General features: G+C 60.9%; 21 protein-coding genes, 4 tRNA genes and 2 pseudogenes. 10 read left to right on the top strand and 17 right to left on the bottom strand.

The genetic code is table 11. The features are described 5' to 3' along the window. The first annotated feature begins 71 nt into the window (after window positions 1-71). The 3 genes and pseudogenes from M2396_RS01810 to M2396_RS01800 form a co-directional block, all read left to right on the top strand. Entirely contained in the window at window positions 72-881 is an 810-nt protein-coding gene (locus tag M2396_RS01810) for a TatD family hydrolase (protein ID WP_259072498.1), read from the top strand. Window positions 882-989: 108 nt separating this feature from the next. Then, a complete protein-coding gene (locus M2396_RS01805; RefSeq protein ID WP_150569841.1) occupies window positions 990-2,468 on the top strand; it encodes a methyl-accepting chemotaxis protein in 1,479 nt (492 codons plus the stop codon). Between the two features lie 75 nt (window positions 2,469-2,543). Beyond that, a pseudogene (locus tag M2396_RS01800) lies at window positions 2,544-2,765 on the top strand (terminase); the annotation flags it as partial. Window positions 2,766-2,767: 2 nt separating this feature from the next. Here M2396_RS01800 and M2396_RS01795 read toward each other — a convergent pair. From M2396_RS01795 to M2396_RS01785, 3 genes are all read right to left on the bottom strand, one after another. Further along, window positions 2,768-3,565 carry an acyl-CoA thioesterase II gene (locus M2396_RS01795; RefSeq protein ID WP_181108120.1) on the bottom strand — a complete coding sequence of 266 codons (798 nt, stop codon included), beginning with the start codon at window positions 3,563-3,565 and terminating at the stop codon, window positions 2,768-2,770. A gap of 111 nt (window positions 3,566-3,676) precedes the next feature. After that, window positions 3,677-4,444 carry a CHAD domain-containing protein gene (locus M2396_RS01790; protein ID WP_150569839.1) on the bottom strand — a complete coding sequence of 256 codons (768 nt, stop codon included), beginning with the start codon at window positions 4,442-4,444 and terminating at the stop codon, window positions 3,677-3,679. A gap of 14 nt (window positions 4,445-4,458) precedes the next feature. After that, a complete protein-coding gene (locus M2396_RS01785; protein WP_101321064.1) occupies window positions 4,459-4,737 on the bottom strand; it encodes a hypothetical protein in 279 nt (92 codons plus the stop codon). Window positions 4,738-4,891: 154 nt separating this feature from the next. Between M2396_RS01785 and M2396_RS01780 the strand changes: the two genes are divergently transcribed. Further along, the gene (locus M2396_RS01780) at window positions 4,892-5,932 is read left to right on the top strand and encodes a patatin-like phospholipase family protein (RefSeq protein WP_101321066.1); all 1,041 of its coding nucleotides are present in this window, start codon (window positions 4,892-4,894) and stop codon (window positions 5,930-5,932) included. 72 nt (window positions 5,933-6,004) lie between these two features. On the opposite strand, the gene M2396_RS01775 is transcribed toward M2396_RS01780, so the two are convergent. From M2396_RS01775 to M2396_RS01720, 12 genes are all read right to left on the bottom strand, one after another. Next, window positions 6,005-7,876, bottom strand: coding sequence for a SurA N-terminal domain-containing protein (locus M2396_RS01775; RefSeq protein WP_259072492.1), 1,872 nt, complete (start codon window positions 7,874-7,876; stop codon window positions 6,005-6,007). A gap of 180 nt (window positions 7,877-8,056) precedes the next feature. Then, window positions 8,057-8,329, bottom strand: coding sequence for an HU family DNA-binding protein (locus M2396_RS01770; RefSeq protein ID WP_101321070.1), 273 nt, complete (start codon window positions 8,327-8,329; stop codon window positions 8,057-8,059). Window positions 8,330-8,498: 169 nt separating this feature from the next. Continuing rightward, window positions 8,499-10,895: an endopeptidase La gene (gene lon / locus M2396_RS01765; protein WP_101321072.1), complete on the bottom strand. Its 2,397-nt coding sequence runs from the start codon at window positions 10,893-10,895 to the stop codon at window positions 8,499-8,501. A 153-nt stretch (window positions 10,896-11,048) separates the two neighbouring features. Then, window positions 11,049-12,332, bottom strand: coding sequence for an ATP-dependent Clp protease ATP-binding subunit ClpX (clpX, locus tag M2396_RS01760; protein WP_101321075.1), 1,284 nt, complete (start codon window positions 12,330-12,332; stop codon window positions 11,049-11,051). A gap of 108 nt (window positions 12,333-12,440) precedes the next feature. Beyond that, the gene (clpP, locus tag M2396_RS01755) at window positions 12,441-13,082 is read right to left on the bottom strand and encodes an ATP-dependent Clp endopeptidase proteolytic subunit ClpP (protein ID WP_101321077.1); all 642 of its coding nucleotides are present in this window, start codon (window positions 13,080-13,082) and stop codon (window positions 12,441-12,443) included. A gap of 91 nt (window positions 13,083-13,173) precedes the next feature. Further along, entirely contained in the window at window positions 13,174-14,487 is a 1,314-nt protein-coding gene (gene tig / locus M2396_RS01750; RefSeq protein WP_103437967.1) for a trigger factor, read from the bottom strand. A gap of 234 nt (window positions 14,488-14,721) precedes the next feature. Then, entirely contained in the window at window positions 14,722-15,027 is a 306-nt protein-coding gene (locus tag M2396_RS01745; protein WP_150569837.1) for a DUF6388 family protein, read from the bottom strand. A 202-nt stretch (window positions 15,028-15,229) separates the two neighbouring features. Further along, window positions 15,230-16,009 carry a class I SAM-dependent methyltransferase gene (locus M2396_RS01740; RefSeq protein ID WP_150572403.1) on the bottom strand — a complete coding sequence of 260 codons (780 nt, stop codon included), beginning with the start codon at window positions 16,007-16,009 and terminating at the stop codon, window positions 15,230-15,232. A 237-nt stretch (window positions 16,010-16,246) separates the two neighbouring features. After that, window positions 16,247-16,322, bottom strand: a tRNA-His gene (locus M2396_RS01735). A 33-nt stretch (window positions 16,323-16,355) separates the two neighbouring features. Further along, window positions 16,356-16,440, bottom strand: a tRNA-Leu gene (locus M2396_RS01730). Between the two features lie 57 nt (window positions 16,441-16,497). After that, window positions 16,498-16,573: transfer RNA gene (locus M2396_RS01725), tRNA-His, on the bottom strand. Window positions 16,574-16,623: 50 nt separating this feature from the next. After that, a tRNA-Arg gene (locus M2396_RS01720) sits at window positions 16,624-16,700 on the bottom strand. Between the two features lie 269 nt (window positions 16,701-16,969). Here M2396_RS01720 and folD point away from each other — a divergent pair. After that, the gene (gene folD, locus M2396_RS01715) at window positions 16,970-17,824 is read left to right on the top strand and encodes a bifunctional methylenetetrahydrofolate dehydrogenase/methenyltetrahydrofolate cyclohydrolase FolD (protein WP_259072490.1); all 855 of its coding nucleotides are present in this window, start codon (window positions 16,970-16,972) and stop codon (window positions 17,822-17,824) included. A 78-nt stretch (window positions 17,825-17,902) separates the two neighbouring features. On the opposite strand, the gene M2396_RS01710 is transcribed toward folD, so the two are convergent. Next, complete coding sequence (locus M2396_RS01710; RefSeq protein WP_101321085.1) at window positions 17,903-19,606, bottom strand: bifunctional diguanylate cyclase/phosphodiesterase; 1,704 nt, start codon at window positions 19,604-19,606, stop codon at window positions 17,903-17,905. A gap of 401 nt (window positions 19,607-20,007) precedes the next feature. On the opposite strand from M2396_RS01710, the gene M2396_RS01705 reads away from it, so the two are divergent. The 4 genes and pseudogenes from M2396_RS01705 to M2396_RS01690 form a co-directional block, all read left to right on the top strand. Continuing rightward, on the top strand, window positions 20,008-21,318 hold the full coding sequence (locus tag M2396_RS01705; protein WP_101321087.1) for a C4-dicarboxylate transporter DctA: 1,311 nt from the start codon (window positions 20,008-20,010) through the stop codon (window positions 21,316-21,318). Between the two features lie 69 nt (window positions 21,319-21,387). Further along, the gene (locus M2396_RS01700; RefSeq protein ID WP_259072489.1) at window positions 21,388-22,095 is read left to right on the top strand and encodes a FadR/GntR family transcriptional regulator; all 708 of its coding nucleotides are present in this window, start codon (window positions 21,388-21,390) and stop codon (window positions 22,093-22,095) included. Between the two features lie 16 nt (window positions 22,096-22,111). After that, the gene (locus M2396_RS01695) at window positions 22,112-22,807 is read left to right on the top strand and encodes a GntR family transcriptional regulator (protein ID WP_101321089.1); all 696 of its coding nucleotides are present in this window, start codon (window positions 22,112-22,114) and stop codon (window positions 22,805-22,807) included. Between the two features lie 74 nt (window positions 22,808-22,881). Beyond that, window positions 22,882-23,856 (top strand): annotated as a pseudogene (locus M2396_RS01690) (hypothetical protein); the annotation flags it as partial. Window position 23,857: 1 nt separating this feature from the next. Here the strand turns inward: M2396_RS01690 and M2396_RS01685 are convergent. Beyond that, window positions 23,858-24,286: a PACE efflux transporter gene (locus M2396_RS01685; RefSeq protein ID WP_150570772.1), complete on the bottom strand. Its 429-nt coding sequence runs from the start codon at window positions 24,284-24,286 to the stop codon at window positions 23,858-23,860. Between the two features lie 107 nt (window positions 24,287-24,393). Between M2396_RS01685 and M2396_RS01680 the strand changes: the two genes are divergently transcribed. Continuing rightward, a complete protein-coding gene (locus M2396_RS01680; protein ID WP_188036398.1) occupies window positions 24,394-25,272 on the top strand; it encodes a LysR family transcriptional regulator in 879 nt (292 codons plus the stop codon). The last annotated feature ends 132 nt before the right edge of the window (window positions 25,273-25,404 follow it).

Genomic DNA, 25,404 nt, shown 5'->3' with positions numbered 1-25,404 from the left:
GAAGTTCTTGGCTTTTTCGCGATGTTCGGGGGATTTGCTATGCTGGCCGCCCCGCAGCACGAGGTAGCACCATGCAACTGATCGATATCGGCGTCAACCTGACCAACAGCAGCTTTCACGGCAAAGAGGCTGACATCGTCGAGCGCGCGCAGCAGGCAGGCGTCGTGCAAATGGTCGTGACCGGTACCAGCCTGGAAGGCAGCGAACAGGCGCTGGAGCTGTGCCAGCAACTGGATGAACCGGGGCATCGACTGTTCACCACCGCTGGCGTGCACCCTCACGATGCCAAGAGCTGGGGTGTCGACAGCGAGCGGCAACTGCGCCACCTGCTCGCTCAGCCTCGGGTAAAGGCAGTCGGCGAGTGCGGCCTGGACTTCAATCGCGATTTCTCGCCACGGCCTGAGCAAGAGAAAGCCCTGCACGCACATCTGGCCCTGGCAGTAGAAACCCAACTGCCGGTGTTTTTGCATGAGCGCGATGCCAGCGAGCGCCTGCTGGCGATCCTGAAGGACTACCGTGACCAGTTACCAGCCGCCGTGGTGCATTGCTTCACCGGCGAGCGCGCGGCGCTGTTCGCCTATCTCGATCTGGACCTGCACATCGGCATCACTGGCTGGATCTGTGACGAGCGCCGTGGCACGCACCTGCATCCCTTGGTCAGCAGCATCCCCGTGGGTCGCCTGATGCTCGAAAGCGATGCACCGTACCTGCTGCCGCGCAGCTTGCGGCCGAAACCGAAAAGCGGCCGCAACGAGCCTGCGTTCTTGCCCGAGGTGCTGCGTGAGGTCGCCTTGCACCGCGGCGAGAGCCTGGAATACACGGCAAGGCACACCACCGAGTGCGCGCGCCAGTTCTTCGCCCTGGCGCCGGCAGAGGCATAAGTCGACCGGGATTCGTTGACACACATCAAGACCCACTCTGAAGCAATCGGAAACAATGATGGCACCTTGCCAATACTGTTTCCGCTCAACTCAGAGAAGACCTATACGATGGGTGCCTGGCTTAGCAATATTTCCTTGAAGTACAAATTCTGGGCCGTCAACGCAGTGGCCTTTGTCACCACCCTGCTGCTGGTGCTGTACGCCGTGCAGCTCGAGCAGCAGGCCCGGGCCGAAGGTGCGCGAGCAACCGCCCAGGCGCAGGCTCGTCTGCTTGCGGCCTGGCCGGCCGGGCAAGCGCTGCCTGAACTGGCCAACCTGATCAGCTGGCAAGCCGGGCAAACGCCAAGTTTCGCCGGCCAACCACTGCCCGCGCTGAACAACGCCCAGGGCTGGGTCGAGCTGGCCAATCGCTCGCTATTGGGTGACAACCCGCTGCGCGGCGCTCAGGTCGTGAGCCATGGCCAACAGCAACTGGCGCTGCTGGCGCACTCGCCAAGCCTGCGCCAGGTGTTTATTGATCGCTTCGCCAATTACGCGGTGTGCGTGATGGTCCTGATGCTGGCCATGCTCGGTGCGTCGCAGCTGCTAATCCGCTTTCTGCTCAGCCAGCTCAACACGCTCAAGGACGTCATGCTCCACGTCGAGAAGACCGGCGACCTGTCGGCGCGTGTGCCGCTGGCCTGCGGCGATGAGGTCGGGCAAATGGCCGGCGCGTTCAACGCCATGCAGTCGACCTATCACCGGGTAGTCAGCACCGTAGCGCGCACTGCAGCGCAACTCGACTCCGGCGCCGCGCGCCTGGCAGCGAGCATGAGCGATGTACGCCACGGCATGCTCGGCCAGCAAAGCGAGACTGACCAGGCCGCTACCGCGATCAACGAAATGACCGCGACTGTGCACCACATCGCCCAACATGCCGGTGCCACCCGTGATTTGTCGCAAACTGCGGACAACCTTGCCGGCAGCGGGCAGGCAGTTGTCGGTCGCGTGCAGGATTCAATTTCCGGGCTGTCCAGCGGCGTGCAGCAGACCGCCGAAATGATCCGTCAGCTGGCGGAAGACAGTCAGAAGATCAACGGCGTAGTTGGGGTGATTCATAGTATTGCCGAGCAAACCAATCTGCTTGCCCTGAACGCCGCCATCGAAGCGGCGCGGGCGGGCGATCTGGGCCGTGGTTTTGCCGTGGTCGCCGACGAGGTGCGCAACCTGGCCAAGCGGGTACAGAGCTCCACCGACGAGATCACCGACATGGTCTGCGCCCTGCAGTCCGGCACTCGCGACGCGGTGGAGTTCATGCAAGAGAGTTCATACAAGGCCGATGACTGCGTCAAGCAGGCTCGCGAGGCTGGTGAGTCGCTGGCGGAGATCACCAGCGCGGTTGCGCAGATGCGCGAGAGCAACACCCAGATTGCCGTGGCTGCCGAACAGCAAAGCCAGGTGGCCGAAGAAATGAACCGCGCGGTGGTAAGCATCCGCGATGTCACCGAGCAGACCGTGCAGCAGACCGTCGGCTCGGCGACCACCAGCAGCGAGCTGGCAACCCTCGCCGGTGAGCTGAACAAGGCGATCGGTCAGCTCAAGCTATAGTCACCATAGCCAGCCTCGATTGGCCGCAATGATCGCGCAGCACTAAGCTTTGGGCATGACTGTGAGGAAATGCCCATGAGCAAGCGCCTGTTCAACCTTCACCCCAGCCAATGGCGTGGCGCCCACCACGCCCACCGCCAACCGGCCGAGCTGGCACTGTTGCTGCTAGCCGTAGCGTTGGGCGTTCTTGGAGCATTGCTGGTCCTGTCCGGCGTGTTCAGTATGGACCTGAGCCAGATTGCGGTAGGCCTGATCGCCTTGATCGCGGGTCTGGGCCTGCAACGCCACGGCTATCGTCGCTAGGCAAATACGGTGACGGTTTGGCGGCTGAGGGCAAGCAGCTCGCCGTCAGCCGTCCACAACGCCGCGCGGGCATGGCCGTAGCCATCCTTGGCGTATTCCGTGTCCACGCAATACCGGCACCAGTCATGGGTGCTCAGTTGCGGCCGGGGCTGAATAAATTCGATGGTCCAGGTCAGAGTGCTGCCCGCCGCAGGCTGTTTCAGGTGCGGCAGCAGGCTCGGCGGCCAGGCGTCGACCAAGGCCAGCAGATGCGCTTCGGTCGCGGCTTCCTCAGGCACATCCCGCAGACGCACCCAGCCGCCCATTTGCCGTGAAGTGTTGCCACTGAAGGGCAGCCCGCCGAGCGTCCAGCGCAAGGCTACATTGCGCATGAACTCTGGCGTCACGCCTTTGATATAAGGCAGTTCCGGCGCTGCTTCGGCGAGCGCCTTCATCTCGACCGGGGGCTGCGCAGGAACATCTATCAGCGAGGAGCGGCCCGCGCCAAAGCTGCCCTGCACGATCGTCACTACCTGGCCTTGCTGCACAGCACGCCCAAGCAGGGTGCTGACGGCTTTACCCTCGCGCAGCACCTCTACGTCGAAGCTGATCGGGATATCTGCCGCGGCGGGAGCAACGAAGGTGATGGCCAGCGAGCGCACCGGACGCTCGTCGACAAGTTGCAGGCGCATGCGCTCATAGACCATGGCAGCCATCAGCCCGCCGAAAACTGCACGCCCCTGCGCCCAGGTGGCAGGCACCGTGACGGCTTCTGGTGATTGTTGTACCGCGGCCAGCAATTGGGTGAAGGTCATGGCGATCTCGCAGGCTTGGCTATCGAATCGGGGCGGCCAGGCGCCCCAGCTGCAGCCGATCTTAACCAGCTGCGCTCGCCGATGCAGGCTTCATATCGGTCAATCCAGCGCCTAGCGGCGTGACACTGCCTTGTGCAGGCGCTTCAAGGTCAGGTCGCCTTGCCGCTCAGCGGCCTCAAGCTCAGCCTGCCAGGCCGCCTGGCAGGGCCGTAGCGCTGCGTCGAGCGGTACCTGCACCAACCACTGCAGACGGTCGTGCCAATCGCCCAGATCGCCTTGTGCGCGCTTGAGCAGGCGCTGCAACTTGTCGCCGGCATGATCAAGCTGTGGGTAGGCCTCATCGCCATAGCGCACCCGCTTGATCAGCAGGCGCAAACGGTGCCGATCGTGGGCTGGGTCGAGTAACCCCTGCTGTAGTTTGTGCCACTGTTTGCCGAGGCGTTTGTCGACGCGTTTTTGCAGGCCTTTGACCAGGCCTTCGCGATCCGCTGCCCGCAGAAACGCCGGAAACGCGTCGATGATCGCCAGCATGCGCGTCAACTCGGGACTCGCGGCCACAGTGGCAAAGGTCTGCGCCCTGCCCCGCAGGCGCCGCTCGGCAGCGTCCTGTTGACCACGCTCGCGCAACTCGGCAGCGAGCACCTCACGGTCACGCAGCGGCGTGGTCAGGGCGCCCAGTGCCCGCGCGGCATCTTCCAACTGATCGACTGCAGGCAAGCCCCGTAGCGGCCGCAGCAAACTGCGCAGGCGCCGCGTGGTGGTGCGTAGGTCGTGCAGGGCTTCACTGTCGACATCAGCCGCCAGCCGCTCGCGGCAGGCGAGCAAGCGCACCTGCAGGGTCAGCACCTGGGCAACCACGTGATCAAGCATGGCAGACATACAACGCTCCTTGTTCAACGCCCAGCGCGGGACTCACGAATGTAGAAGCGGGCCTTCTCGGATTTTTTCGCACAGCCTTCGAAGCCTTCGAACTGCTGCTGGGTCTTGGCCCCGGTCAACAGCGACAATGCCTTGGAATAACTGACGGTGCCCGCAAACCCTTCGGCCTTGGCCAGGTCGAGCTCCTTCCAGGCGGCGTCCAGCTGGGTTGCGCAGCTATCACGATAGGCCGTCTTGCCGGCGCAGCCAGCGAGCGCCACAACCATCAATGGCAGGCAGATCCATGCTTTCATCAGTAATACCTCAAAGTGCACAAGGGAGTGGCCGTTCGACGCTCGGCCAAGCGAAAAGTGCCCTCATCAGCGTAGTCCAGCAAGGCTTGCATTGAAGCCGAGGGCGCAATGGGTGCATTGTTCGGGGATGGTTGCACAGCCACGAGGGAATGACATGAGTAAACGCGTTGCATTGGTGCTGGGTTCGGGCGGTGCACGAGGCTATGCGCACATCGGGGTGATCGAAGAAATCGAGCGCCGCGGCTACGAGATATCCTGCATTGCCGGCTGCTCGATGGGCGCGGTGGTCGGCGGTATCTATGCGGCCGGCAAGCTCGATGACTATCGCCACTGGATCGAGAGCCTGGATTACCTGGATGTACTGAGGCTGGTCGATGTGAGCTTTCGTCTCGGCGCTATTCGCGGTGACAAGGTGTTTGGCCAGATCCGCAAGATTGTCGGTGAAATCAACATCGAACAGCTGCGCATTCCCTATACGGCGGTGGCCACCGACCTCACCAATCAGCAGGAAATCTGGTTTCAGGAAGGCTGCCTGCACCAGGCCATGCGCGCCTCGGCGGCAATACCAAGCCTGTTCACCCCCGTCGTGCAGGGCAACCGCATGCTGGTCGACGGCGGCATTCTCAACCCGCTGCCGATCGTGCCGGTGGTTTCCAGCCACTGTGACCTGATCATCGCGGTCAACCTCAACGCCACCAACCAGAACCAGTACCAGTTGCCGGTGATCGAGCGCCCCGCCGCGTTCAAGAAGCGCTTCGACGCGCTGATGAGCTCGGTGGGCTCGCGCCTGCCGTTCCGCCGCAAGCCGGCAGAGCAGCTCAGCCGCATCGACCAGGCAGTGCTTGCCGAGAACCTGATCGCAAGCAATCCGTGGCTGGGTGAAGCAGCCAACCCCGAAGGCCAGCAACCCGCTGCGGCGCCCGAGAGCGGCGGCGCACCGCGCTCAGCAGCGGGCTCGTTCATCATCGACAACGTCGGCCCGGCGTCCCTGCTCGACCTGATCAACCAGAGCTTCGAGGTCATGCAGACGTCGCTGGCGCAGTACAAGATTGCCGGCTACCCGCCAGATGTACTGATCAACGTGCCCAAGCGGGTGTGCCAGTTCTTCGAGTTCTACAAGGCACCGGAGCTGATCGCCCTGGGCCGGGAAATCGCCCGCGACACGCTGGACATCTACGAGGGCAAGCGGCGCTGATTGCCGCGCATTTGCAGGCTGCAGAAACCAGACAGGCCGCATAAGCGGCCTGTCTGGTTTGGGCAGATCAACTCAGTAGCGAGTGATCTCGGCATTAGCTGCCAACTGCTTGCGGTAGGCCGCGAAGTCCTGCTGACCGGCACGCGAAGCGAGGTAGCGGCGGATCTGCTGCTTCTCTTCGTCGGTGGCCGCAGCGCCCTCGTTGACGCCGCGCAGTTGGACCACCACCAGGCTGCCATCGGCGAGCACGGCACTGGCGTATTCAGGCTTGTCCTTGCCGGCAGGCTTGGCCAGGCGGAACACTGCCTGCAGCTCGACTGGGTCGATACCTTCCTGGCCGCGGCTGACCGCTTCCTGGACTTTCCAGGTCTGACCGTCATGGCCAGCACCGGCGGCGATCGAACCGTCACGCAGACCGGCAATCAGTTTGTCAGCCTTGGCTTTGAGTTCGGCAGTCGCCTTCTCTTTGGCCAGGTGCTCGCTGATCCGTTGCGCGACTGCCTCCAGCGGCAGTTGCTCGGGCTTGCGGTGTTCTTTGACACGCAGCACCAGCACGGTCTCTGGATCCAGCTCGATGGCGCTGCTGTTGGCGCCTTCGTCGATCACTTCCTCGCTGAACGCGGCCTGGACGACCTGGCGGTTAGCTGTAATGCCGTCGCCACCTTCACGCCCGAACGGCGCCGAAGTCTGCACTTTCAAACCCAGGTCCTGAGCCGGCTGGGCCAGGTCGGAGGCTTCGAAGGCGGAGTCTTCCAGTTGCTTGGTCACTTCAACGAAGCGCTGCTCGACCTGCTGGGTTTTCAGCTCGCGGGTCAGCTTGTCTTTCAGGCTGGCGAAGGTCGGCACTTGCGGCGCCTCGACACCCAGCAGCTTGATCAGGTGATAACCAAACTCGCTGCGAACCGGCTGCGACACCTGGCCCTTGTTCAGCTTGTACAGGGCATCTTCAAACTCGGCGTCGTAAGCACCAGGGCCGGCGAAGCCAAGATCACCACCGCTGGCAGCGGAACCGGCGTCCTGCGAGAACTCCTTGGCCAGGGCGGCGAAGTCTTCACCTTTGGCCAGACGCTGCTGGATCTCTTCGATCTTGGCCTTGGCCTGGGCATCGCTGACCTTGTCGTTGACATCGATGAGGATGTGCGCGGCATGGCGTTGCTCGGCCAGGTTGGCGATCTCTTTCTCGTACAGCGCTTGCAGCTCGGCCGGATCGACCTTGACCTGGTCGAAGAACGCCGACTTCTTCAGCTCGATGTAGTCGATGACGACCTGATCCGGCGTCATGAACTCCTTGGCGTGCTGGTCGTAGTGCGCTTTGACCTCTTCATCACTGACCTTGACCGCAGCCGGGTTGGCCTTGAAGGTCAGCGAGGCGAAGTCGCGGGTCTGTTTTTCCAGACGCGCAAACGCCTCGACCTGTTTGTCGGTGACAAAGCTGCTGCCGGCAAGCCCGGTGCGCAGCTGGCCGATGAGCATTTCTTCGGCGAGCATCTCGCGGAACTGCAGGCGCCCGTAGCCCATCTGGCGAATGACCTGGTCGAAGCGGTTTGCATCGAACTTGCCATCAACCTGGAACTCAGGCGTTTGCAGGATCACTTGATCCAGCGCCGCCTCGGAGAATGCAAATTTCGCGTCCTTGGCACCTTCCAACAGCAATTTGCGATCGATCAAGCCTTTGAGCGCTGCTTCACGCAGCATCTTTTCGTCCAGCAGAGCAGGATCGAAGTCCTTGCCCAGCTGTTGCATCAGCTGGCGGCGCTGCATATCGACAGCCTGGCTCAGCTCGTTCTGGCTGATGGTTTCACCGTTTACCTTGGCGGCGTCCTGGCTATGGCTGGCGGCCTGAAAAATCGCCTCGAAGCCCGTCAATGCCATCAGCACGACGATAAGGCCGATGATGGTCTTGGCAATCCAACCCTGTGAATTGTCCCTGATATTCTGCAGCATGCGTCCCCCAGAAACGGTTGTACCACTGCGTCGTCAACCGCGGAGCGTGGGTAGAGTCCTGATAGAAGAAAGGCGCATCCGAAGATGCGCCTTCTCGAAGCGAGCGTGACGGCGGGAACGTTTGCGTCCCGCCGTCACGCGATTGGCCACGGTAGCGCCGCGGCCGGCTGAACAGACGACTTAGTTGACAGCGTCTTTCAGGCCTTTGCCAGGCTTGAAGCCAGGAACCTTGGCGGCGGCGATCTTGATCGCAGCACCGGTTTGCGGGTTACGGCCAGTGCGCTCGGCACGGTCTTTGACCGTGAAAGTACCGAAACCTACCAGAACCACGTCGTCGCCTTTTTGCAGAGCGCCCTGTACGGAGTCGATCACTGCATCCAGAGCCTTACCGGCGGTGGCTTTCGAAATATCAGCAGATGTGGCGATAGCGTCAATCAGTTCCGACTTGTTCACTCTAAGTCCCCTTATATCTCTAATTTAAGTATGTTTCTAAGTATGTAATTAGTGCGTGTAAAATTTGTGCGTGCAAAACGAGCGCTGGGTGGCCTGTTGACACGAGCGTGCCGCTTTATAGCAAGGGCCCGAAAAAACTGTCAAGGAAAGCCCCCCAGCGTGAAACGTATTAGTGCGTGCTGATTCTTTCCTTGGCATCGCTGTCGCGCTTGTCATCCTTCGCGACGATCTCCGGAGCCACATCTGGCAAGGGCTCGGGGGCGTATTGCAGCGCAATTTGGAGGACTTCGTCAATCCATTTGACCGGTTTGATCTGAAGATCCTGCTTGATGTTGTCCGGAATCTCTTTCAGGTCACGAACGTTCTCTTCGGGAATGATCACCGTCTTGATCCCACCCCGGTGCGCTGCAAGGAGCTTTTCCTTGAGCCCGCCGATGGCCAGAACCTGACCACGCAAGGTGATCTCGCCGGTCATGGCCACGTCGGCGCGTACCGGGATCTGGGTCAGTGCCGAGACCAATGCGGTGCACATGCCAACGCCTGCGCTCGGGCCATCCTTCGGCGTCGCGCCTTCAGGCATGTGGATGTGAACGTCGCGCTTCTCGTGGAAGTCAGCGGCGATCCCCAGACTACGGGCACGGCTGCGAACCACGGTTTGCGCCGCCGTGATCGACTCGACCATGACGTCACCGAGCGAACCGGTCTTGATCAACTGCCCCTTGCCAGGGATCACTACCGCCTCGATGGTGAGCAATTCCCCGCCCACCTGGGTCCAGGCCAGGCCGGTCACTTGACCGATCTGATCCTGCTGCTCAGCCAGGCCGTAACGGAACTTGCGTACGCCCAGGTGATGCTCGAGCTGCTCGCTGGTGACCTTGACCTTCACCGATTTCTGCCCGCTGTGTTCCTTGACCACCTTGCGGCAGATCTTCGCAATCTGACGTTCGAGGCCACGCACACCGGCTTCGCGTGTATAGAAGCGGATGATGTCGCGGATCGCCGAGACATCGATGTCCAGCTCGTCCTTCTTCAGGCCGTTGGCCTTGACCTGCTTGGGCACCAGGTACTTGACCGCGATGTTGATCTTCTCGTCTTCGGTGTAACCCGGCAGACGGATGACTTCCATTCGGTCGAGCAGCGCCGGAGGGATGTTCATCGAGTTCGAGGTGCACAGGAACATTACGTCGGACAGGTCGTAATCGACCTCCAGGTAATGGTCGTTGAAGTTGTGATTCTGCTCGGGGTCGAGTACTTCCAGCAGCGCCGAGGCCGGATCGCCGCGCATGTCGCTGCCCATCTTGTCGATCTCGTCAAGCAGGAACAGCGGGTTGCGTACGCCAACCTTGGTCATTTTCTGGATCAGGCGGCCCGGCATGGAGCCGATGTAGGTACGCCGGTGACCACGAATCTCGGCCTCGTCACGCACGCCACCGAGGGCCATCCGGACGAACTTGCGATTGGTAGCAGTGGCGATCGACTCGGCCAGCGAGGTCTTGCCGACGCCAGGCGGGCCAACCAGGCACAGCACAGGACCACGGATCTTTTTCACCCGCTTCTGTACAGCGAGATACTCAAGGATGCGCTCCTTGACCTCGTCCAGGCCATAGTGGTCGGCGTCGAGAATTTCTTCAGCCTTGGCCAGGTCCAGGCGGACCTTGCTCTGGGCTTTCCATGGCACCTGCACCAGCCAGTCGAGGTAGGTCCGCACCACGGTAGCTTCAGCCGACATAGGCGACATCTGCTTGAGTTTGTTCAGCTCAGCCTGAGCCTTGGTCAGGGCATCTTTGGGCAGGCCAGCGGCATCGATGCGCTTTTTCAGCTCTTCGACTTCGTTGTGGCCTTCATCGCCATCACCAAGCTCCTTCTGAATGGCCTTCATCTGCTCATTCAGGTAGTACTCGCGCTGGCTGCGCTCCATCTGCTTCTTGACCCGGCCGCGGATGCGTTTTTCAACCTGCAGCAGGTCGATCTCGCCATCCAGCAAGGCCAGCACGTGCTCGACCCGCGCCTGCAGGTCGACGATCTCGAGGATCTCTTGCTTCTGCTCGATCTTCAGCGCCATGTGCGCGGCCATGGTATCGACCAGGCGACCCGGCTCTTCGATGCTGTTGAGCGAGGACAGTACTTCAGCCGGGACTTTCTTGCCCAATTGCACGTACTGCTCGAACTGCGACAGCAAGCTGCGCACGAACACTTCCGACTCACGCTCTGGGGCGTCGGTTTCATCGATCAGGCTGACGTCGGCACGGACATGCCCATCAACCTCGTTGAAACGCTCGACAGCGCCGCGCTGCTCACCCTCGACCAGGACCTTGACGGTGCCATCGGGCAGTTTCAGCAGCTGCAGGACAGTGGCGATGGTGCCGACGCGGTACAGGGCGTCTTCACCTGGATCATCATCGGCAGGGTTTTTCTGGGCAAGCAGCAGGATCTGCTTTTCGCCCGTCATCGCCGCCTCGAGGGCTTCGATGGATTTTTCGCGCCCCACAAACAGCGGGATAACCATGTGCGGGTAAACGACGACATCGCGCAATGGCAAAAGAGGCAAGTCGAGGGTTGTCTTCATGATTTCGCCTCTACAGCGGCCTTATGGCCGAATCCGGTGGAAATAGTGCTTGGACCTAATGTGGGGGTAGGTCCTTCAAATTACAAGCACTTAAGCGGGAAAAGCAGAAAGGGGCCCGAAGGCCCCTTTCATTTTTCACAACGGCTGCCTGGATCAGGCGTCCGGTGCGGCTTTGGCCTGCGGCTCGTTATTCTCGTAAATGAGCAACGGCTGCGAGGTACCTTCGATGACGCTCTCGTCGATCACCACCTTGCTGACTTCCTTCTGCGAAGGAATCTCGTACATGGTGTCGAGCAACACGCCTTCGAGAATCGAACGCAGGCCACGGGCGCCGGTTTTGCGCTCCAGGGCCTTGCGCGCGACGGCCTTGAGAGCGTCGCTGCGGAACTCGAGGTCCACGCTTTCCATCTCGAACAGCTTGGCGTACTGCTTGGTGAGGGCGTTCTTTGGCTCGGTCAGAATCTGCATCAGCGCAGCTTCGTCCAACTCGTCGAGGGTAGCCAACACCGGCAGACGGCCAACGAACTCAGGGATCAGACCGAACTTGACCAGATCGTCAGGCTCGACTTCACGCAGGGATTCACCAACCTTCTTGCCTTCTTCCTTGCTGCGCACTTCTGCACCAAAACCAATGCCACCTTTGGTGGAACGGCCTTGGATGACCTTCTCGAGGCCAGAGAATGCGCCACCGCAAATGAACAGGATATTGCGGGTATCAACCTGCAGGAATTCCTGTTGCGGGTGCTTGCGACCACCTTGCGGCGGCACGGAAGCCACGGTGCCTTCAATCAACTTCAACAGCGCTTGCTGCACGCCCTCACCCGAAACGTCACGGGTGATCGACGGGTTGTCCGACTTGCGCGAAATCTTGTCGATTTCGTCGATGTAGACAATGCCCATCTGGGCCTTCTCCACGTCGTAGTCGCACTTTTGCAGCAGCTTCTGAATGATGTTCTCGACGTCCTCACCAACATAACCGGCTTCGGTCAGGGTGGTGGCGTCGGCAATGGTAAACGGTACGTTCAAAAGGCGTGCCAGGGTTTCGGCGAGCAGCGTCTTGCCCGAGCCAGTCGGCCCGATCAGGAGAATGTTGCTCTTGCCGAGTTCGACTTCGTCGCCCTTCTTGTCACGCTGATTCAGGCGCTTGTAGTGGTTGTACACCGCTACCGCGAGCACCTTCTTCGCGCGCTCCTGACCAATCACGTACTGGTCAAGGATGCCGCTGATTTCTTTCGGCGAAGGCAATTTGTGCGCATTGCTTTCGGCCTGGGCTTCCTGCACCTCCTCTCGGATGATGTCGTTGCACAGGTCGACGCACTCGTCGCAGATAAATACCGAGGGCCCAGCAATCAATTTGCGCACTTCGTGCTGGCTTTTGCCGCAGAAGGAGCAATAAAGCAATTTGCCGCTGTCCTCGCCGTTACGGGTGTCAGTCATTCGATCGATCCAATCCGGTAGGCTTGCAACACAAGATGAAGGCAATTGCGGGCTTTTTCAAGTCCGCAGGCAGGCGCTTTTGACGCCTGCCTGCTCTGGCCCTGAGGATCAGGACGCCAGTTGCCGCTTGTCGTATACCGAGTCGACCAGGCCGTACTCGGCCGCGCGCTGCGCGCTCATGAAGTTGTCACGCTCAGTATCACGCTGGATCGTCTCCAGATCCTGGCCAGTGTGGTAGGCCAGCAGCTCGTTGAGACGGGCCTTGATGCTGAGGATTTCCTGGGCGTGGATCTGGATGTCGGTGGCCTGACCCTGGAAGCCGCCAAGCGGCTGGTGGATCATGACGCGCGAGTTCGGCAGGCAGTGACGCTTGCCCTTGGCACCCGCGGTCAACAGGAAGGCACCCATGCTGCAGGCTTGGCCGATGCAGATGGTGGAGACATCCGGCTTGATGAACTGCATGGTGTCGTAGATCGACATGCCCGCAGTCACCGAACCGCCCGGTGAGTTGATGTAGAGATGGATATCCTTGTCCGGGTTTTCCGCTTCGAGGAACAACATCTGTGCCACTACCAGGTTGGCCATGTAGTCTTCTACAGGACCTACCAGGAAGATCACCCGCTCCTTCAAGAGGCGCGAGTAGATGTCATAGGCGCGTTCGCCGCGGGCGGACTGCTCGACAACCATCGGGACCAGACCGCCTGCGGCCTGGATGTCAGAGCTCTGCTGAATATAAGAATTGCGGGACATGTCCTGCACTCACTCCCAAATAGTCATGGCTTGAATACGCACAAGCCAGCGCGAAGGCTGGCTTGTGGTGGTTTCCTACGAGAGCTGCAGATTACTCAGCTTCGGCAGGAGCCTGTGCTGGTTTTACTGCTTCTTCGTACGAGACCGATTTGTCGGTCACAGTCGCTTTCTGCAGGACAGTATCTACAACTTGCTCTTCCAGCACAACCGAACGCACTTCGTTCAGCTGCTGGTCGTTTTTGTAGTACCAGCTGATGACCTGCTCTGGCTCCTGGTAAGCGGAAGCCATTTCTTCGATCATCTCGCGAACCTTGCCTTCGTCAGGCTTGAGGTCGAACTGCTTGACCACTTCAGCCACGATCAGACCCAGCACTACGCGGCGCTTGGCTTGTTCTTCGAACAGCTCGGCCGGCAGTTGCTCAGGCTTGATGTTGCCACCGAACTGCTGAACAGCCTGTACGCGCAGACGGTTGACTTCGTTTTCCAGCAGCGCTTTTGGCACTTCGATCGGGTTGGCGGCCAGCAGACCGTCCATGACCTGGTTTTTTACCTTGGTCTTGATCGCCTGGCGCAGTTCACGCTCCATGTTCTTGCGAACTTCGGTGCGGAAGCCTTCCAGGGTGGTTTCCTTGATGCCGAACTGGGCGAAGAACTCTTCGTTCAGCTCAGGCAGCTGGGGAGCCGAAACGCTGTTCACGGTGATGGTGAACTCAGCAGCTTTGCCAGCCAGGTCGAGGTTCTGGTAGTCCTCTGGGAAGGTCACGTTGACAACGCGCTCTTCGCCAGCTTTGGCGCCTACCAGGCCATCTTCGAAGCCTGGGATCATGCGGCCGGAGCCCAGTACCAGCTGAGTGCCCTTGGCCGAGCCACCGGCGAACTCTTCACCGTCAACCTTGCCGACGAAGTCGATGTTGACCTGGTCGTCGATCTGCGCAGCGCGCTCGACAGTTTCAAAGCGGGTGTTCTGCTTGCGCAGGACTTCCAGCATGTTGTCCAGGTCAGCATCAGCCACTTCGGCGCTCAGACGCTCGACGTTGATCGAGTCGAAGCCGGCAACGGTGAACTCTGGGAACACTTCGAAGATGGCAACGAATTCCAGGTCCTTGCCTTTTTCGAAGGACTTTGGCTCAACGGCCGGGGCGCCAGCCGGGTTCAGCTTCTGCTCAACCACAGCTTCGTAGAAGGACGACTGAACCAGGTCACCGAAGGCTTCCTGACGGGCAGCTTCTTCGTAACGCTGGCGGATCACGCTCATTGGCACCTTGCCAGGGCGGAAGCCCGCAACCTTGGCGCGACGGGCAGTCTGCTGCAGACGCTTGTTGACTTCGGTCTCGACGCGCTCGGCCGGGACGGCGATGGTCATGCGGCGCTCGAGAGCGGAAGTGTTTTCAACCGAAACTTGCATGGATATTCCTCGTTGCACAGACGTTAGCCGGCGAAAGCCCGACTCCAGAATCAAGGGCAAACATTCTAGTGACTCACGCACCAGAAGTCACCCCACTCAAGACGACGGGAAACCTCGCCGATCGATTTCATGGAAAACCCTGCGCAAAATGCGCCAGGCCTCATCTATAAAGGGCTGCACGCAGGCAGCCGCAGCCCCTGACTGAAAAACCTTGTCAAACAAACACGGCGGCAATCAGCCGTGCTCGGGATCGATCTCGTTGAACGCGCAATACTCATCCCACTCCATGCCCAACGCCTCGGCCACCTCACGGTGCACCTCAAGACGCATGGCGTGCAGTTCTTCAGGGCTCTGAGCGACCAGTTGCAGGGTCAGTTCCCAGGGCTCGATGCCCTGCTCCTGCGCTGCATCATCAAAGGCCCACTGGATCTGCTGAGCCTGCTCGCGCGGGCTCAATTCGCGGATCTCTTCGAGCATCTGCGGATTGGCCTCGGCAAAGCGTTGCAGTGCCAGCGCCTGGCGAGCTTCTTTGGCTATCATCGGGTATTTCCTCTGGCGGCAGCTGGCCGCAATTCAACCAGCTGAAATCTATCAGCTTTTACTGAATTGTCACCAGCGCAGCGTGCCAAAGCGCGTCCAGAGGCTACAGACGCCGAGCACGAGTGGCCCGACGAGGTGCACCTGCGGGCCAGCCCCAATCAGCAGGGGCCGCCCAAGACCTTTGCGGCAATAATGGTCGCGATCAGACGAAACTGATGTTATGACGCTGCGCGCCGTAGACTACACGTGCCGCTGTAATCAGCTGATGTGGGATCTCTACATAGGGCACGTCGGAGTTGGTCAGCGCCACATCGAACAATTGCACCAGCTTGGAATTGCGGCGCACAAGAATCACGTCCGACCAATCCGTATTGGTGACTGCGACAGGGATGAAGTCGGTGCGCTTCATGAAACTGCCCAGCGCCTCGAGAACACCCAGATTCTGCTTGGTGCCCATGACGCTGTGGCAGCAATCATTGAGCATCATGATGCCATCTTCACCGAGAAACTCCTGATAGCGCATCATATCGCGCAGGACGTATTCGTACTGATGATTGGCATCGACATACACCAGGTCAAACTGATGAATGCCGGTTTGTTGGCGGACCTTGTCGATGGCACTAATGGTATCGGCGCGGATCATGCTCACTTCCGGCTTGTCGACGAACTTCGCTGCGCACTCGTCATAGAGCGCATCCCAGGTCGCCGGGTCGTGCATAGAGCCGCCATAGTAGTACTCGTAGGCATCAACCGGTGCGACCCACTCCGGCAGCTCGTCGAATGGGCTGTAGGCATCGTTGGCCGCAGCGCTCCAGCTGTCAATCAGGACCATACGTTCCGGCTCCATGGCCGCATACATCTTCAATGCGTTTTCCCCGCGGAGCACACCCAGCTCCGCCACCAATGGGCGCTTTTCAAGCGACTGGAATACTGCACCCAGCAAACGATAAAAGTTGTCTCGATTGGTATGGCAGACTTTCATGGTTGATCCTTGTATGCACGAGAGTGGCGCGCCAGTAGACCAGCGGCAGGCCTCCCACCTAGCAAGAAACCGACCAACAAGAATAAAAAACCAATAGAATCAGCAGGTTATTCGCGCAAGCCACCCCCGACAGCCTGCATCATGCGAAGGCGGCGCCAGCCAAATGACGGACCACCTCGAAAAGAAGGCAAAAAAAAGGCGCCTGATCATTCGATCGAGGCGCCTTTAATATAAATATGGGGTGGACGATGGGAATCGAACCCACGACAACCGGAATCACAATCCGGCGCTCTACCAACTGAGCTACGCCCACCATAGTGCGGTACTGCGTTGAAACCTTGAAGCATGGTGCGGATGAAGAGACTCGAACTCTTACAGCTTGCGCCGCTGGAACCTAAATCCAGTGTGTCTACCAATTCCACCACATCCGCATGCAACACTTAAATCAAAGGCGCCAGATCGTTCAATCAAGGCGCCTTCGAAAAATATGGGGTGGACGATGGGAATCGAACCCACGACAACCGGAATCACAATCCGGCGCTCTACCAACTGAGCTACGCCCACCATATAGCGGCATTACGTTACTGCATCACTTGCGTGCCTAAGCTGCCTAATGGCGCACCCGGCAGGACTCGAACCTGCGACCATCCGCTTAGAAGGCGGATGCTCTATCCAGCTGAGCTACGGGCACATAAGCAATCTGCCTAACCTCACAGGGGCTGGCAGCAACGCTGCGAACCACCCATTCTGCCCGACTTCGCCAACCAGTGATAGGCTGTGCCCGACAAGTGCGCCGAATGTTATAGACGAGCTGTAAAAGCGTCAACACCTTTCTCTAAAAAATCGAAATTATTGAAGGAGTTAGAGGATTTGCCCGACCACCCGCCTTTGCCCTCGGGCCGTGTCGTGCGAGAATGCGCCATTCTATCTGTTTCTTTCTCGATGGTTAATCACGCGTCTATGACTGCACACCTTATCGATGGCAAGGCGATCGCCGCCAACCTGCGCCAGCAGATCGCTCAACAGGTCGTGGAGCGCCGCCAGCAAGGCCTGCGCACGCCAGGCCTGGCAGTGATCCTGGTCGGCACCGATCCCGCCTCCCAAGTCTATGTATCGCACAAGCGCAAGGACTGCGAAGAGGTCGGCTTTATCTCCCAGGCGTTCGACCTGCCCAGCGAAACCTCCCAGCAAGCGCTGACCGACCTGATCGACCAGCTCAATGAGGACGCCGCAGTCGACGGCATCCTCCTGCAGCTGCCGTTGCCAGCGCACCTCGACGCTTCGCTGCTGCTCGAGCGGATTCGCCCGGACAAGGACGTCGACGGTTTCCATCCGTATAACGTCGGCCGCCTCGCCCAGCGCATCCCGCTAATGCGCCCATGCACCCCGAAAGGCATCATGGCCCTGCTGGAAAGCACCGGCCAGGACCTGTACGGGATGGACGCTGTGGTCGTCGGCGCCTCGAATATCGTTGGCCGGCCGATGGCCATGGAGCTGCTGCTGGCTGGCTGCACCGTGACCGTTACCCACCGCTTCACCAAGGACCTGGCCGAACACGTCGGCCGTGCCGATCTGGTCGTGGTTGCGGCGGGCAAGCCGGGCCTGGTCAAGGGTGAGTGGATCAAGCCGGGCGCAATCGTCATCGACGTCGGCATCAACCGCCAGGAAGACGGCAAGCTGGTCGGCGATGTGGTCTACGAGACCGCCCTGCCCCGTGCCGGCTGGATTACGCCGGTACCAGGCGGCGTTGGGCCGATGACTCGCGCCTGCCTGCTGGAAAACACCTTGTATGCGGCGCAAGAGCTGCATAAATAAGGTCAACGCCAACGGTGGCCACGGCTGCTACAGCGTAAAAAACGGCACTCATGTGCCGTTTTTTTTGAGCCCAGTTCGTCAGATACGTTTGAGCACTCCACCAGGCCACTGCTCTGGCTGCACGTAGCCGTGCGCCCACACCAGCACATCCGCCGCCGGCATGGGCCGCGCAATCGCATACCCCTGAGCCAGATCACAGCCCAGCGCCATCAATACCAGGCCGTGCTCGTGAGTCTCAAGACCCTCGGCGATGACCTCGCGGCCAAAGGCCCGAGCCAGGCCGATCACCGCCCGGGTCAGAGCCAGGTCATCCTGATCATGCAAAATGTCCCGCACGAACGACTTGTCGATCTTGATCGTCTGCGCCTGCAATCGCTTCAGGTAGCTGAGCGAGGAATAGCCGGTACCGAAGTCGTCCAGCGAGAAACGCACCCCAAGGCCCTGACAAGCCGCCAGGCATTGGCTGACGTGCTGGATATTCTCGATGGCGACCGACTCGACGATCTCCAGGTCCAGCAGCGCCGGATCGACCGAGGCATGGCGCGCCAGCAATTGCTCCAGACGCTCGGCAAAATCAGCGCGCTGCAAATGACGCGCAGCGATGTTGACGCTGACCGACCATTGATGACCTTGCGTGTGCCAGCTTTGCAATTGCCTCAAGGCCTGCTCGATCACCCATTCGCCCAGTTCGACGATCAGGTCGGTCTGCTCGACCAATGGCAGAAAATCTCCAGGCATCACCATTCCGTTGAGCGGGTGCTGCCAGCGCAGCAGCCCTTCAAAGCCCAGCACTTCCCCGCTGCGCATATTCACCTTGGGCTGGTAATGCAGGCACAGCTCACCGTCATGCAGGGCCTGGCGAACCCGCGCCACGGTCTGGTGAGTGGCCTTGAGCTCAAGCTCCTGCGTCACGTCGAACAGGTGGTAACGGTTGCGCCCGCGCTGCTTGGCGACATACATGGCCTGATCGGCATGGCGCACCAGGGTGTCGGCATCCTCATCATCCTGCGGAAACAGGGTAACGCCGATGCTCGCACTGACGATCACGGTCTGCTCGCGTAACGGATAAGGCGCCGCCAGGGCATCGAGGATGCGCTGCAGGCCTGCATGCAGCTGGTCACTGTCCTTTACATGGCGCAGGATCAGCACAAACTCATCCCCTGACAGCCGCGCCACCGAGTCCCCTGCGCGCAAGATCTTTTGCAGACGGCTCGCCACTTCCACCAGCAACCGGTCACCCGCGGCATGCCCGTAGCCGTCGTTGACCGCCTTGAACCGGTCCAGATCAAGCATGCACACGGCCAACGGAATGTTCTCTCTGCGAGAAAAGGCCAGGGCCTGATTGAGCAGATCGGACAGGTAGGCGCGATTGGGCAGCCCGGTCAACACATCGTGTCCGACCCGCCACTGCAGGGTGTGCAGCAGTTGGCGCTTTTCGGTCACGTCGAAGCGAATCGAAACGTACTTGCGAACCTTGCCCGACGCCGGATCAATCAACGGCACCATGGTGCTGTCGACCCAGTACAACGAACCGTCCTTGGCACGGTTGCAGATCTCGCCTTTCCAGACCTGCCCGGCCACCAGCGCGCGCCACATGTCGAGGAAGAACTCAGGCTCGTGCAGGCCCGAATTGAGGATCCGGTGGTTGGCGCCGAGCAGTTCCTCCCGGCTGTAGCCGGAGATGCTGCAAAACTGCTGGTTGACGTAGGTGATACGCCCGCTCAGGTCGGCTTCGGAAAAAATCGCGGCCGCGTCCACGGCCGCGCGGTAGTTATCGTCCATATGCCATCCTGGCCCAGCGCTTGAACCGCTTCATCCATACAGATCAGGCGGCCGCTCAAGCAAAAGCGGCGGATTCTACGTGTCCATGCCGAGAATGGAAATGAGGCCAAAGCATCAGCGCACTGGCTAGCGCCGTTTGGGTTCAAGCGGCATCTGCCGCACCCTGCACAGCAAATTGCTCTGGCTCGAGCGCTTGCACAGGTAATTTCCCGCGCCAGAGCGGCCAGATGCGATAGCTCGCAACTGGTCAGACCGGTCAGGCCAAATTCACTTGCAATGTAGGAAATTTCGCGGTTTTATGATCGGGCACTGAACAAACCGGTAAGACCACAATAATTAAGTCCTGCGCTCTTTGGCCCGCTGCTCCATCGAAGCAAGGACACCGATCTGAGACTCCTCCCATGCTTAAGTGGTGCTCGCGTTCGATTTTCCTTCAGGTGGTGCTAGGGCTGGTCCTTGGTATCGTTTGCGGCCTCAGCTTCCCTGAGGTCTCCCTCCAGTTGAAACCCCTCGGCGACGGCTTTATCAAGCTGATCAAGATGCTCATCGGCCTGATCGTGTTCTGCGTGGTGGTCAGTGGCATTTCCGGTGCCGGCGACCTGAAAAAGGTCGGGCGCATCGGCCTCAAGTCGGTGATCTACTTCGAGGTACTGACAACTATTGCCCTGGTCATCGGCCTGGTGTTCGCCTTCAGTACCGGCATCGGTAGCGGCGCCAACATCCATCTGGATCAACTGTCTGTTGCCGACGCCAATGGCCTCGCCGACCGCGGCCAGCAGGTGCACAGCACCGCCACCTTCCTTATGGGCCTGATCCCGACCTCGGTCATCGGCGCCTTCGCCGACAACAACATCCTGCAGGTGCTGCTGTTCTCGGTGCTGTTCGGCAGTGCCCTGAACCTGGTTGGTGAAGCCGCGTCAGGCATTTCGCGCCTGATCAACGAACTCAGCCACGTGATCTTCCGCATCATGGGCATGATCGTGCGCCTGGCACCGATTGGCGTGTTCGGCGCGATCGCTTTCACTACCAGTAAATATGGCCTGGAGTCGCTGCACCACCTGGGCGGCCTGGTCGCGCTGTTCTACCTGACCTGCGCCGGCTTCGTGCTGGTCGTGCTCGGCACCGTGATGCGCCTGTCGGGCCTGCGCCTGCTGCCACTGATCAAGTACCTGCGTGAAGAGCTGACCATCGTCATGGGCACCGCTTCGTCCGACGCTGTACTGCCGCAGATCATGCGCAAGCTCGAGCACCTCGGTATCGGTAGCTCGACGGTTGGCCTGGTGATCCCTACCGGCTACTCGTTCAACCTCGACGGTTTCTCGATCTACCTGACGTTGGCCATCGTGTTCATCGCCAATGCCACCGGCACGCCGCTGGCCATGACTGACCTGATGACCATCTTGCTGGTATCGCTGGTCACCTCCAAAGGCGCCCACGGCATCCCCGGCTCGGCACTGGTGATCCTCGCAGCCACGCTGACCGCAGTGCCGGCGATCCCGGTGGTTGGCCTGGTGCTGGTGCTGGCAGTGGACTGGTTCATGGGTATCGGTCGCGCCCTGACCAACCTGATCGGCAACTGCGTCGCCACCGTGGCCATCGCCCGCTGGGAAAAAGACATCGACCTGGAGCGCGCCAACAACGTGCTCAGCGGCAAACCGGGCTTTGCCCACCAGCCGCGCAAACAACCCATCGCCCATCAACAGGAGTTCTGATTGATACAGGCCGGCTGCGATGCCGGCCTGTTTCAGGAGCGTTATGCAACTTTTATCAGGAAACGACCCATGATCAGTTCATCGACCGTGGTCACATCAGTAGTGGAAAAACTGCGCCAGGCGCTGGCCCGCGGCCAGTGGCGCAGCGGTGAAATGCTGCCCGGCCAGCGCGAGCTGGCCGAACAGATGGGCATCAGCCGGCCGAGCCTGCGCGAAGCGGTAACCGTCCTCGAAACCCTCGGCCTGGTGCGCTCGCTGCCGGGCAAAGGGGTGCTGGTCCTGGACGCTGACGCCGCCGCAGCGCAGGAGCCGGTCGGCGACGCCGTCGGCGCTGCCAGCCTGGCTGACGTGCTCGAACTGCGTTACACCCTTGAGCCGTTTATTGTCGGCCTGGTCGCGCAGTCGGCCAACAGCCAGGACATAGGCCAACTGCGCCTGACCCTGATGGACATGCGCGAGGCGCTAGAGGCCAGCGACAGCGAAGCCGGCGTCAACGCCTACATCGCCTTCCATCAGGAGCTGTTTGCCCTGACCACCAACCCGATTTTCCAGAGCGTGGTGCAACAGACCGGCAATGCCCTCAAGCAAAGCGCCGACATGCTGCGCAATTCGCCCGAGCACCTGGCTGCGCGCCTGCGTGAGAACGAAGCCGTGGTGCGTGCCATCCGTGACAAGAACAGCGCCCAGGCCAGTGCCCAGATGCGTCGGCACATCCTCCAGGAAGGCCTGCGCATGGGTATCGAACTGAATATCCCGGACGAACACCCCGGCCCATGACTCCAGGAGAGCGACCATGACCGCTTGCGCCCACGCCGCCCAGCCCCTGCCTGCCCTGCTCGGCGCCGGCGAGACCCGCCTCTCTGCCGAGCAGATCTACCCACGCTTGTTCGACGCCATCCTCGAACAGCGCCTGCCACCTGGCAGTGCACTGCCGGAACAGGCCCTGGGCGACGCCTTTGGCGTCAGCCGCACGGTGATCCGGCGGGTGCTTGGGCGCTTGTCCGATCAGCAAGTGGTGGTGCAGCGTCCAAGCCATACCGCGCACCTGGCCGCACCCGACCCGCAACAGGCGCGGCAAGTGCTCAGCGCCCGCCGCCTGGCCGAAACCACCCTGATCACCCTGGCGACCCAACGGGCCCGCCCCAATCAGATCCGGCAACTACGGCAACTGGTCGAGCGCGAGCGCCAGCACCATGAACAGGGCGAGCGCTGCACGGCGATCCGCCTCGGCGGCGAGTTCCACCTGAAGCTTGCGCAGATGGCCGCCAACGCACCCTTGGCGCGCTTTCTCAATGGCCTGGTGCCGATGACTTCGTTGATCATTGCCCGCTATGAGTCACCCTGCTGCGACCACTGCGCCTGGGAAGAACACGCCGCGATCATCGATGCCGTTGAAAGTGGCGACAGCAGCGCGGCGCTGACCTTGATGCACGAGCATCTGGACCGGCTCGAAGCCAAGCTCGATCTCGGCCAGGACCACAGCCTTTAGCAAAAACTGCCGCGGGGCCGCTGCCTACCTATAATCAGCTGATCCCCTCAGCCTCTTCACAAGGAGGCGCCGGCATGAATGCGCGTGGTGGCTTGCTCTTGCTCTGCCTGGTGCTGGCGGTAGGCGGCTGTGCCGGCAAGCGGCCCACTGCGCCGCCCCCGGTCGCTCTGAATGTCGGCGCCTGGCAGCAGGTCGATCGCGAACTGATCAACGCCTCGCTGGCTGCCACCGGCTCGGCCAACGACTATGCGCGGCGCTCGATGCGAGTATGGAAGGACGAGGTGCAGAAACGCACCGAAAGCGACTTCATCCCGTGGTTCACCGGCTACTGGACGCAGCAGTGGCTGACCCTAAAAGTCGCCTGGTACAAGATGAACAGCGGCAACGGTGCCGAGCCACCCGAGAAGCGCCTGGCGTTGTATCTGCAGGAGCAGTATCACCAGCGCGTACTCGAGCCGGTGGCACGGGAGATCAACCCCGAAGCCATCCGTGACCGCGCCAGCGAGCTGTACCTGCAACTGTTTGCCCAGCAACTGACGGCCATCATCCAGCGCTACAACGCCCCGCCCGACCAGCTCAGCCAACGCCTCACTCGGGTCAAGGCAATCGCACTAGGCCCACCCGCTGCGCGGGATGCCAGCCTCTATCAACTGCTCAGAGCCAAACCCCTGGCGCAGCAACCAGCCTGGCTTGCGCTGCGCCAGCACCTCAATCAACAGGCAGCCAAACTCGCCAGCCAAACCCAGCTCGGCCTGTCGTCGGTGGCCACTCGCGCCAGTGAAAAGCTCAGCGCCACCCTCGCCCCACGCGGTATTGCCAGTGCGGTGGCGGCGGCGGTGGGCAAGGCCGCCGGGGCGTTGATCTCGGTAGCCGCTACCGGCATCGCGATGATCAGCCACGACCAAGAGCAACCGCAGATGGTCGAGCAACTGCGGGTGATCCTCAACGTTGCCCTCAACCAGGAGTGGCGCGAGCTGATGGACAACCGCCAGAGTGGGGCGATGTCCGGGGTGTATTACCTGTCGGGGCAGATCGAGGATGGCCTGCTGCTCAAGCAGTAGCCATGGCCGAGGTGGGCAGGCCGAACAGGCGATCGAATGCCCAGTTGTAGGCAAAGGTGTAGCACGGCACCAAGATGATGAACGCGAGATCCACCACCAGTGCTTCAAGCAAGGTCATGTCCAGCCACCAGGCAATCAGGGGGATCAGGTATACCACCAGGGTCAGCTGAAAACCGATGGCATGCGCTAGCCGCCGCGCCACGCTGCGCCCGCGCTTGCTCTGGCGCGCCTCCCAGTACTCGAACAGGCTGTTGTAGATCAGGTTCCAGAGCATCGCGATGGTGGTGATCATCACCGCCAGCGGCCCGGTATGTGACGCCTGGGTGTCGGACAGATAAGCCAGCCCGAGTGTCGACATGCACAGGCCGATCAGCTCATAGAAAGTCACGTAGACCAGTTTGCGTTTGACACCTTGCACAGCGTTACCTCACGTCTTGCGTTCACCGAAGGCGCGCAGGATGCTTCAGTAGACTTGACAGGAAAAGTCAGCTGCTATCAGCTTTGCTGACAGGAGCCTGACCGACCATGAATTTTTCCAGCGACACGATCCAGCTGTTTCTCGCCGTCCTCGACCACGGCTCGTTCTCGGCCGCCGCCCGCGCCTTGCGCCGGGTGCCATCGGCGGTGAGCATGGCAATCGGCAATCTCGAAGCTGAGCTTGGCTACCCGCTGTTTCAGCGAGGCCCGCGTGAGGCCCGCCCTACCCCGCAAGCACTGGCACTCGAGCCTCATGCACGGCTGATCGGCGACCAGCTGGGCCGCTTGCAGGTGCATGCGCTGGAGCTGTCCAGAGGGCTGGAAAGCAGCCTGGCCATTGCGGTGGTGCCGGACATCGACCACCAACCCCTGCTGCAAGCCATTGCGACCTTGAGCGCACGCTACCCGCTGCTCGACGTTGAGCTGATCAGCGCGCCGCAGGATGAGGCCCTGCACTTGCTCGACAGTGCACGGGTGAGCCTGTGCCTGGCGTTTGCCGAGCTCAAGGTCGACTCGCGTCGCAGCTTTCACAACATCGGCAAGGAGTCGCTACTGGCAACCCTGGCACCGCATCATCCGGCCCTGAACGGCAAGCGCATCCGCTACCTCGAAGACCTGGTCAATGTGCGCCAGATTCTGGTCTGCAGCAGCGAGCTGCCGCTGGCTGATCCACGCACGCTGATCGGCGCCGCACACTGGCGCAGCAACAGCCTCGATCTGGCCCTGCAGCTGGTCGAGGCAGGCTTGGGCTGGGGTGACTTCCCGGCCTCTCGAGTCACCCCACTGGTCGCCGCCGGGCGCTTGCTGCAGCTGGATTTCGGCAATACCCAGAACGCCCTGGAGCTGCCCGTGCATGCTTATTGGAGCAAACAGCAGCCGCTGGCGCAGGGCGCGCGAATGCTGGTCGAGCTGCTGACTGAGCGTTAGCCGCAAGGCACTGCAGCATGGGCAAACCAGCCGACGCTCACCGTCCGTCGCCGTGCACTAAATAAAGCCGCACTGGCCTATCAGTTTTGTCCGGCTTGAGCCGATAGAAATCAAGTAAGCCGTCATCGCGTC

Origin of the sequence: Pseudomonas sp. BIGb0278 (genome assembly GCF_024809895.1) — a bacterium.
In the GTDB taxonomy this organism is placed as follows: Bacteria; Pseudomonadota; Gammaproteobacteria; order Pseudomonadales; family Pseudomonadaceae; genus Aquipseudomonas; species Aquipseudomonas shirazensis.
This window is presented reverse-complemented; position numbering and strand designations above follow the sequence as displayed.

Coding starts and splice junctions, on each gene's coding strand:
- M2396_RS01740 (WP_150572403.1), bottom strand. CDS start 16,009: ATGAAAGTCTGCCATACCAATCGAGACAACTTTTATCGTTTGCTGGGT.
- M2396_RS01705 (WP_101321087.1), top strand. CDS start 20,008: ATGCTTAAGTGGTGCTCGCGTTCGATTTTCCTTCAGGTGGTGCTAGGG.
- M2396_RS01680 (WP_188036398.1), top strand. CDS start 24,394: ATGAATTTTTCCAGCGACACGATCCAGCTGTTTCTCGCCGTCCTCGAC.
- M2396_RS01795 (WP_181108120.1), bottom strand. CDS start 3,565: ATGACCTTCACCCAATTGCTGGCCGCGGTACAACAATCACCAGAAGCC.
- M2396_RS01780 (WP_101321066.1), top strand. CDS start 4,892: ATGAGTAAACGCGTTGCATTGGTGCTGGGTTCGGGCGGTGCACGAGGC.
- M2396_RS01695 (WP_101321089.1), top strand. CDS start 22,112: ATGACCGCTTGCGCCCACGCCGCCCAGCCCCTGCCTGCCCTGCTCGGC.
- M2396_RS01785 (WP_101321064.1), bottom strand. CDS start 4,737: ATGAAAGCATGGATCTGCCTGCCATTGATGGTTGTGGCGCTCGCTGGC.
- clpP (WP_101321077.1), bottom strand. CDS start 13,082: ATGTCCCGCAATTCTTATATTCAGCAGAGCTCTGACATCCAGGCCGCA.
- M2396_RS01810 (WP_259072498.1), top strand. CDS start 72: ATGCAACTGATCGATATCGGCGTCAACCTGACCAACAGCAGCTTTCAC.
- M2396_RS01775 (WP_259072492.1), bottom strand. CDS start 7,876: ATGCTGCAGAATATCAGGGACAATTCACAGGGTTGGATTGCCAAGACC.
- M2396_RS01790 (WP_150569839.1), bottom strand. CDS start 4,444: ATGTCTGCCATGCTTGATCACGTGGTTGCCCAGGTGCTGACCCTGCAG.
- M2396_RS01710 (WP_101321085.1), bottom strand. CDS start 19,606: ATGGACGATAACTACCGCGCGGCCGTGGACGCGGCCGCGATTTTTTCC.
- clpX (WP_101321075.1), bottom strand. CDS start 12,332: ATGACTGACACCCGTAACGGCGAGGACAGCGGCAAATTGCTTTATTGC.
- M2396_RS01805 (WP_150569841.1), top strand. CDS start 990: ATGGGTGCCTGGCTTAGCAATATTTCCTTGAAGTACAAATTCTGGGCC.
- lon (WP_101321072.1), bottom strand. CDS start 10,895: ATGAAGACAACCCTCGACTTGCCTCTTTTGCCATTGCGCGATGTCGTC.
- M2396_RS01700 (WP_259072489.1), top strand. CDS start 21,388: ATGATCAGTTCATCGACCGTGGTCACATCAGTAGTGGAAAAACTGCGC.
- tig (WP_103437967.1), bottom strand. CDS start 14,487: ATGCAAGTTTCGGTTGAAAACACTTCCGCTCTCGAGCGCCGCATGACC.
- folD (WP_259072490.1), top strand. CDS start 16,970: ATGACTGCACACCTTATCGATGGCAAGGCGATCGCCGCCAACCTGCGC.
- M2396_RS01745 (WP_150569837.1), bottom strand. CDS start 15,027: ATGATAGCCAAAGAAGCTCGCCAGGCGCTGGCACTGCAACGCTTTGCC.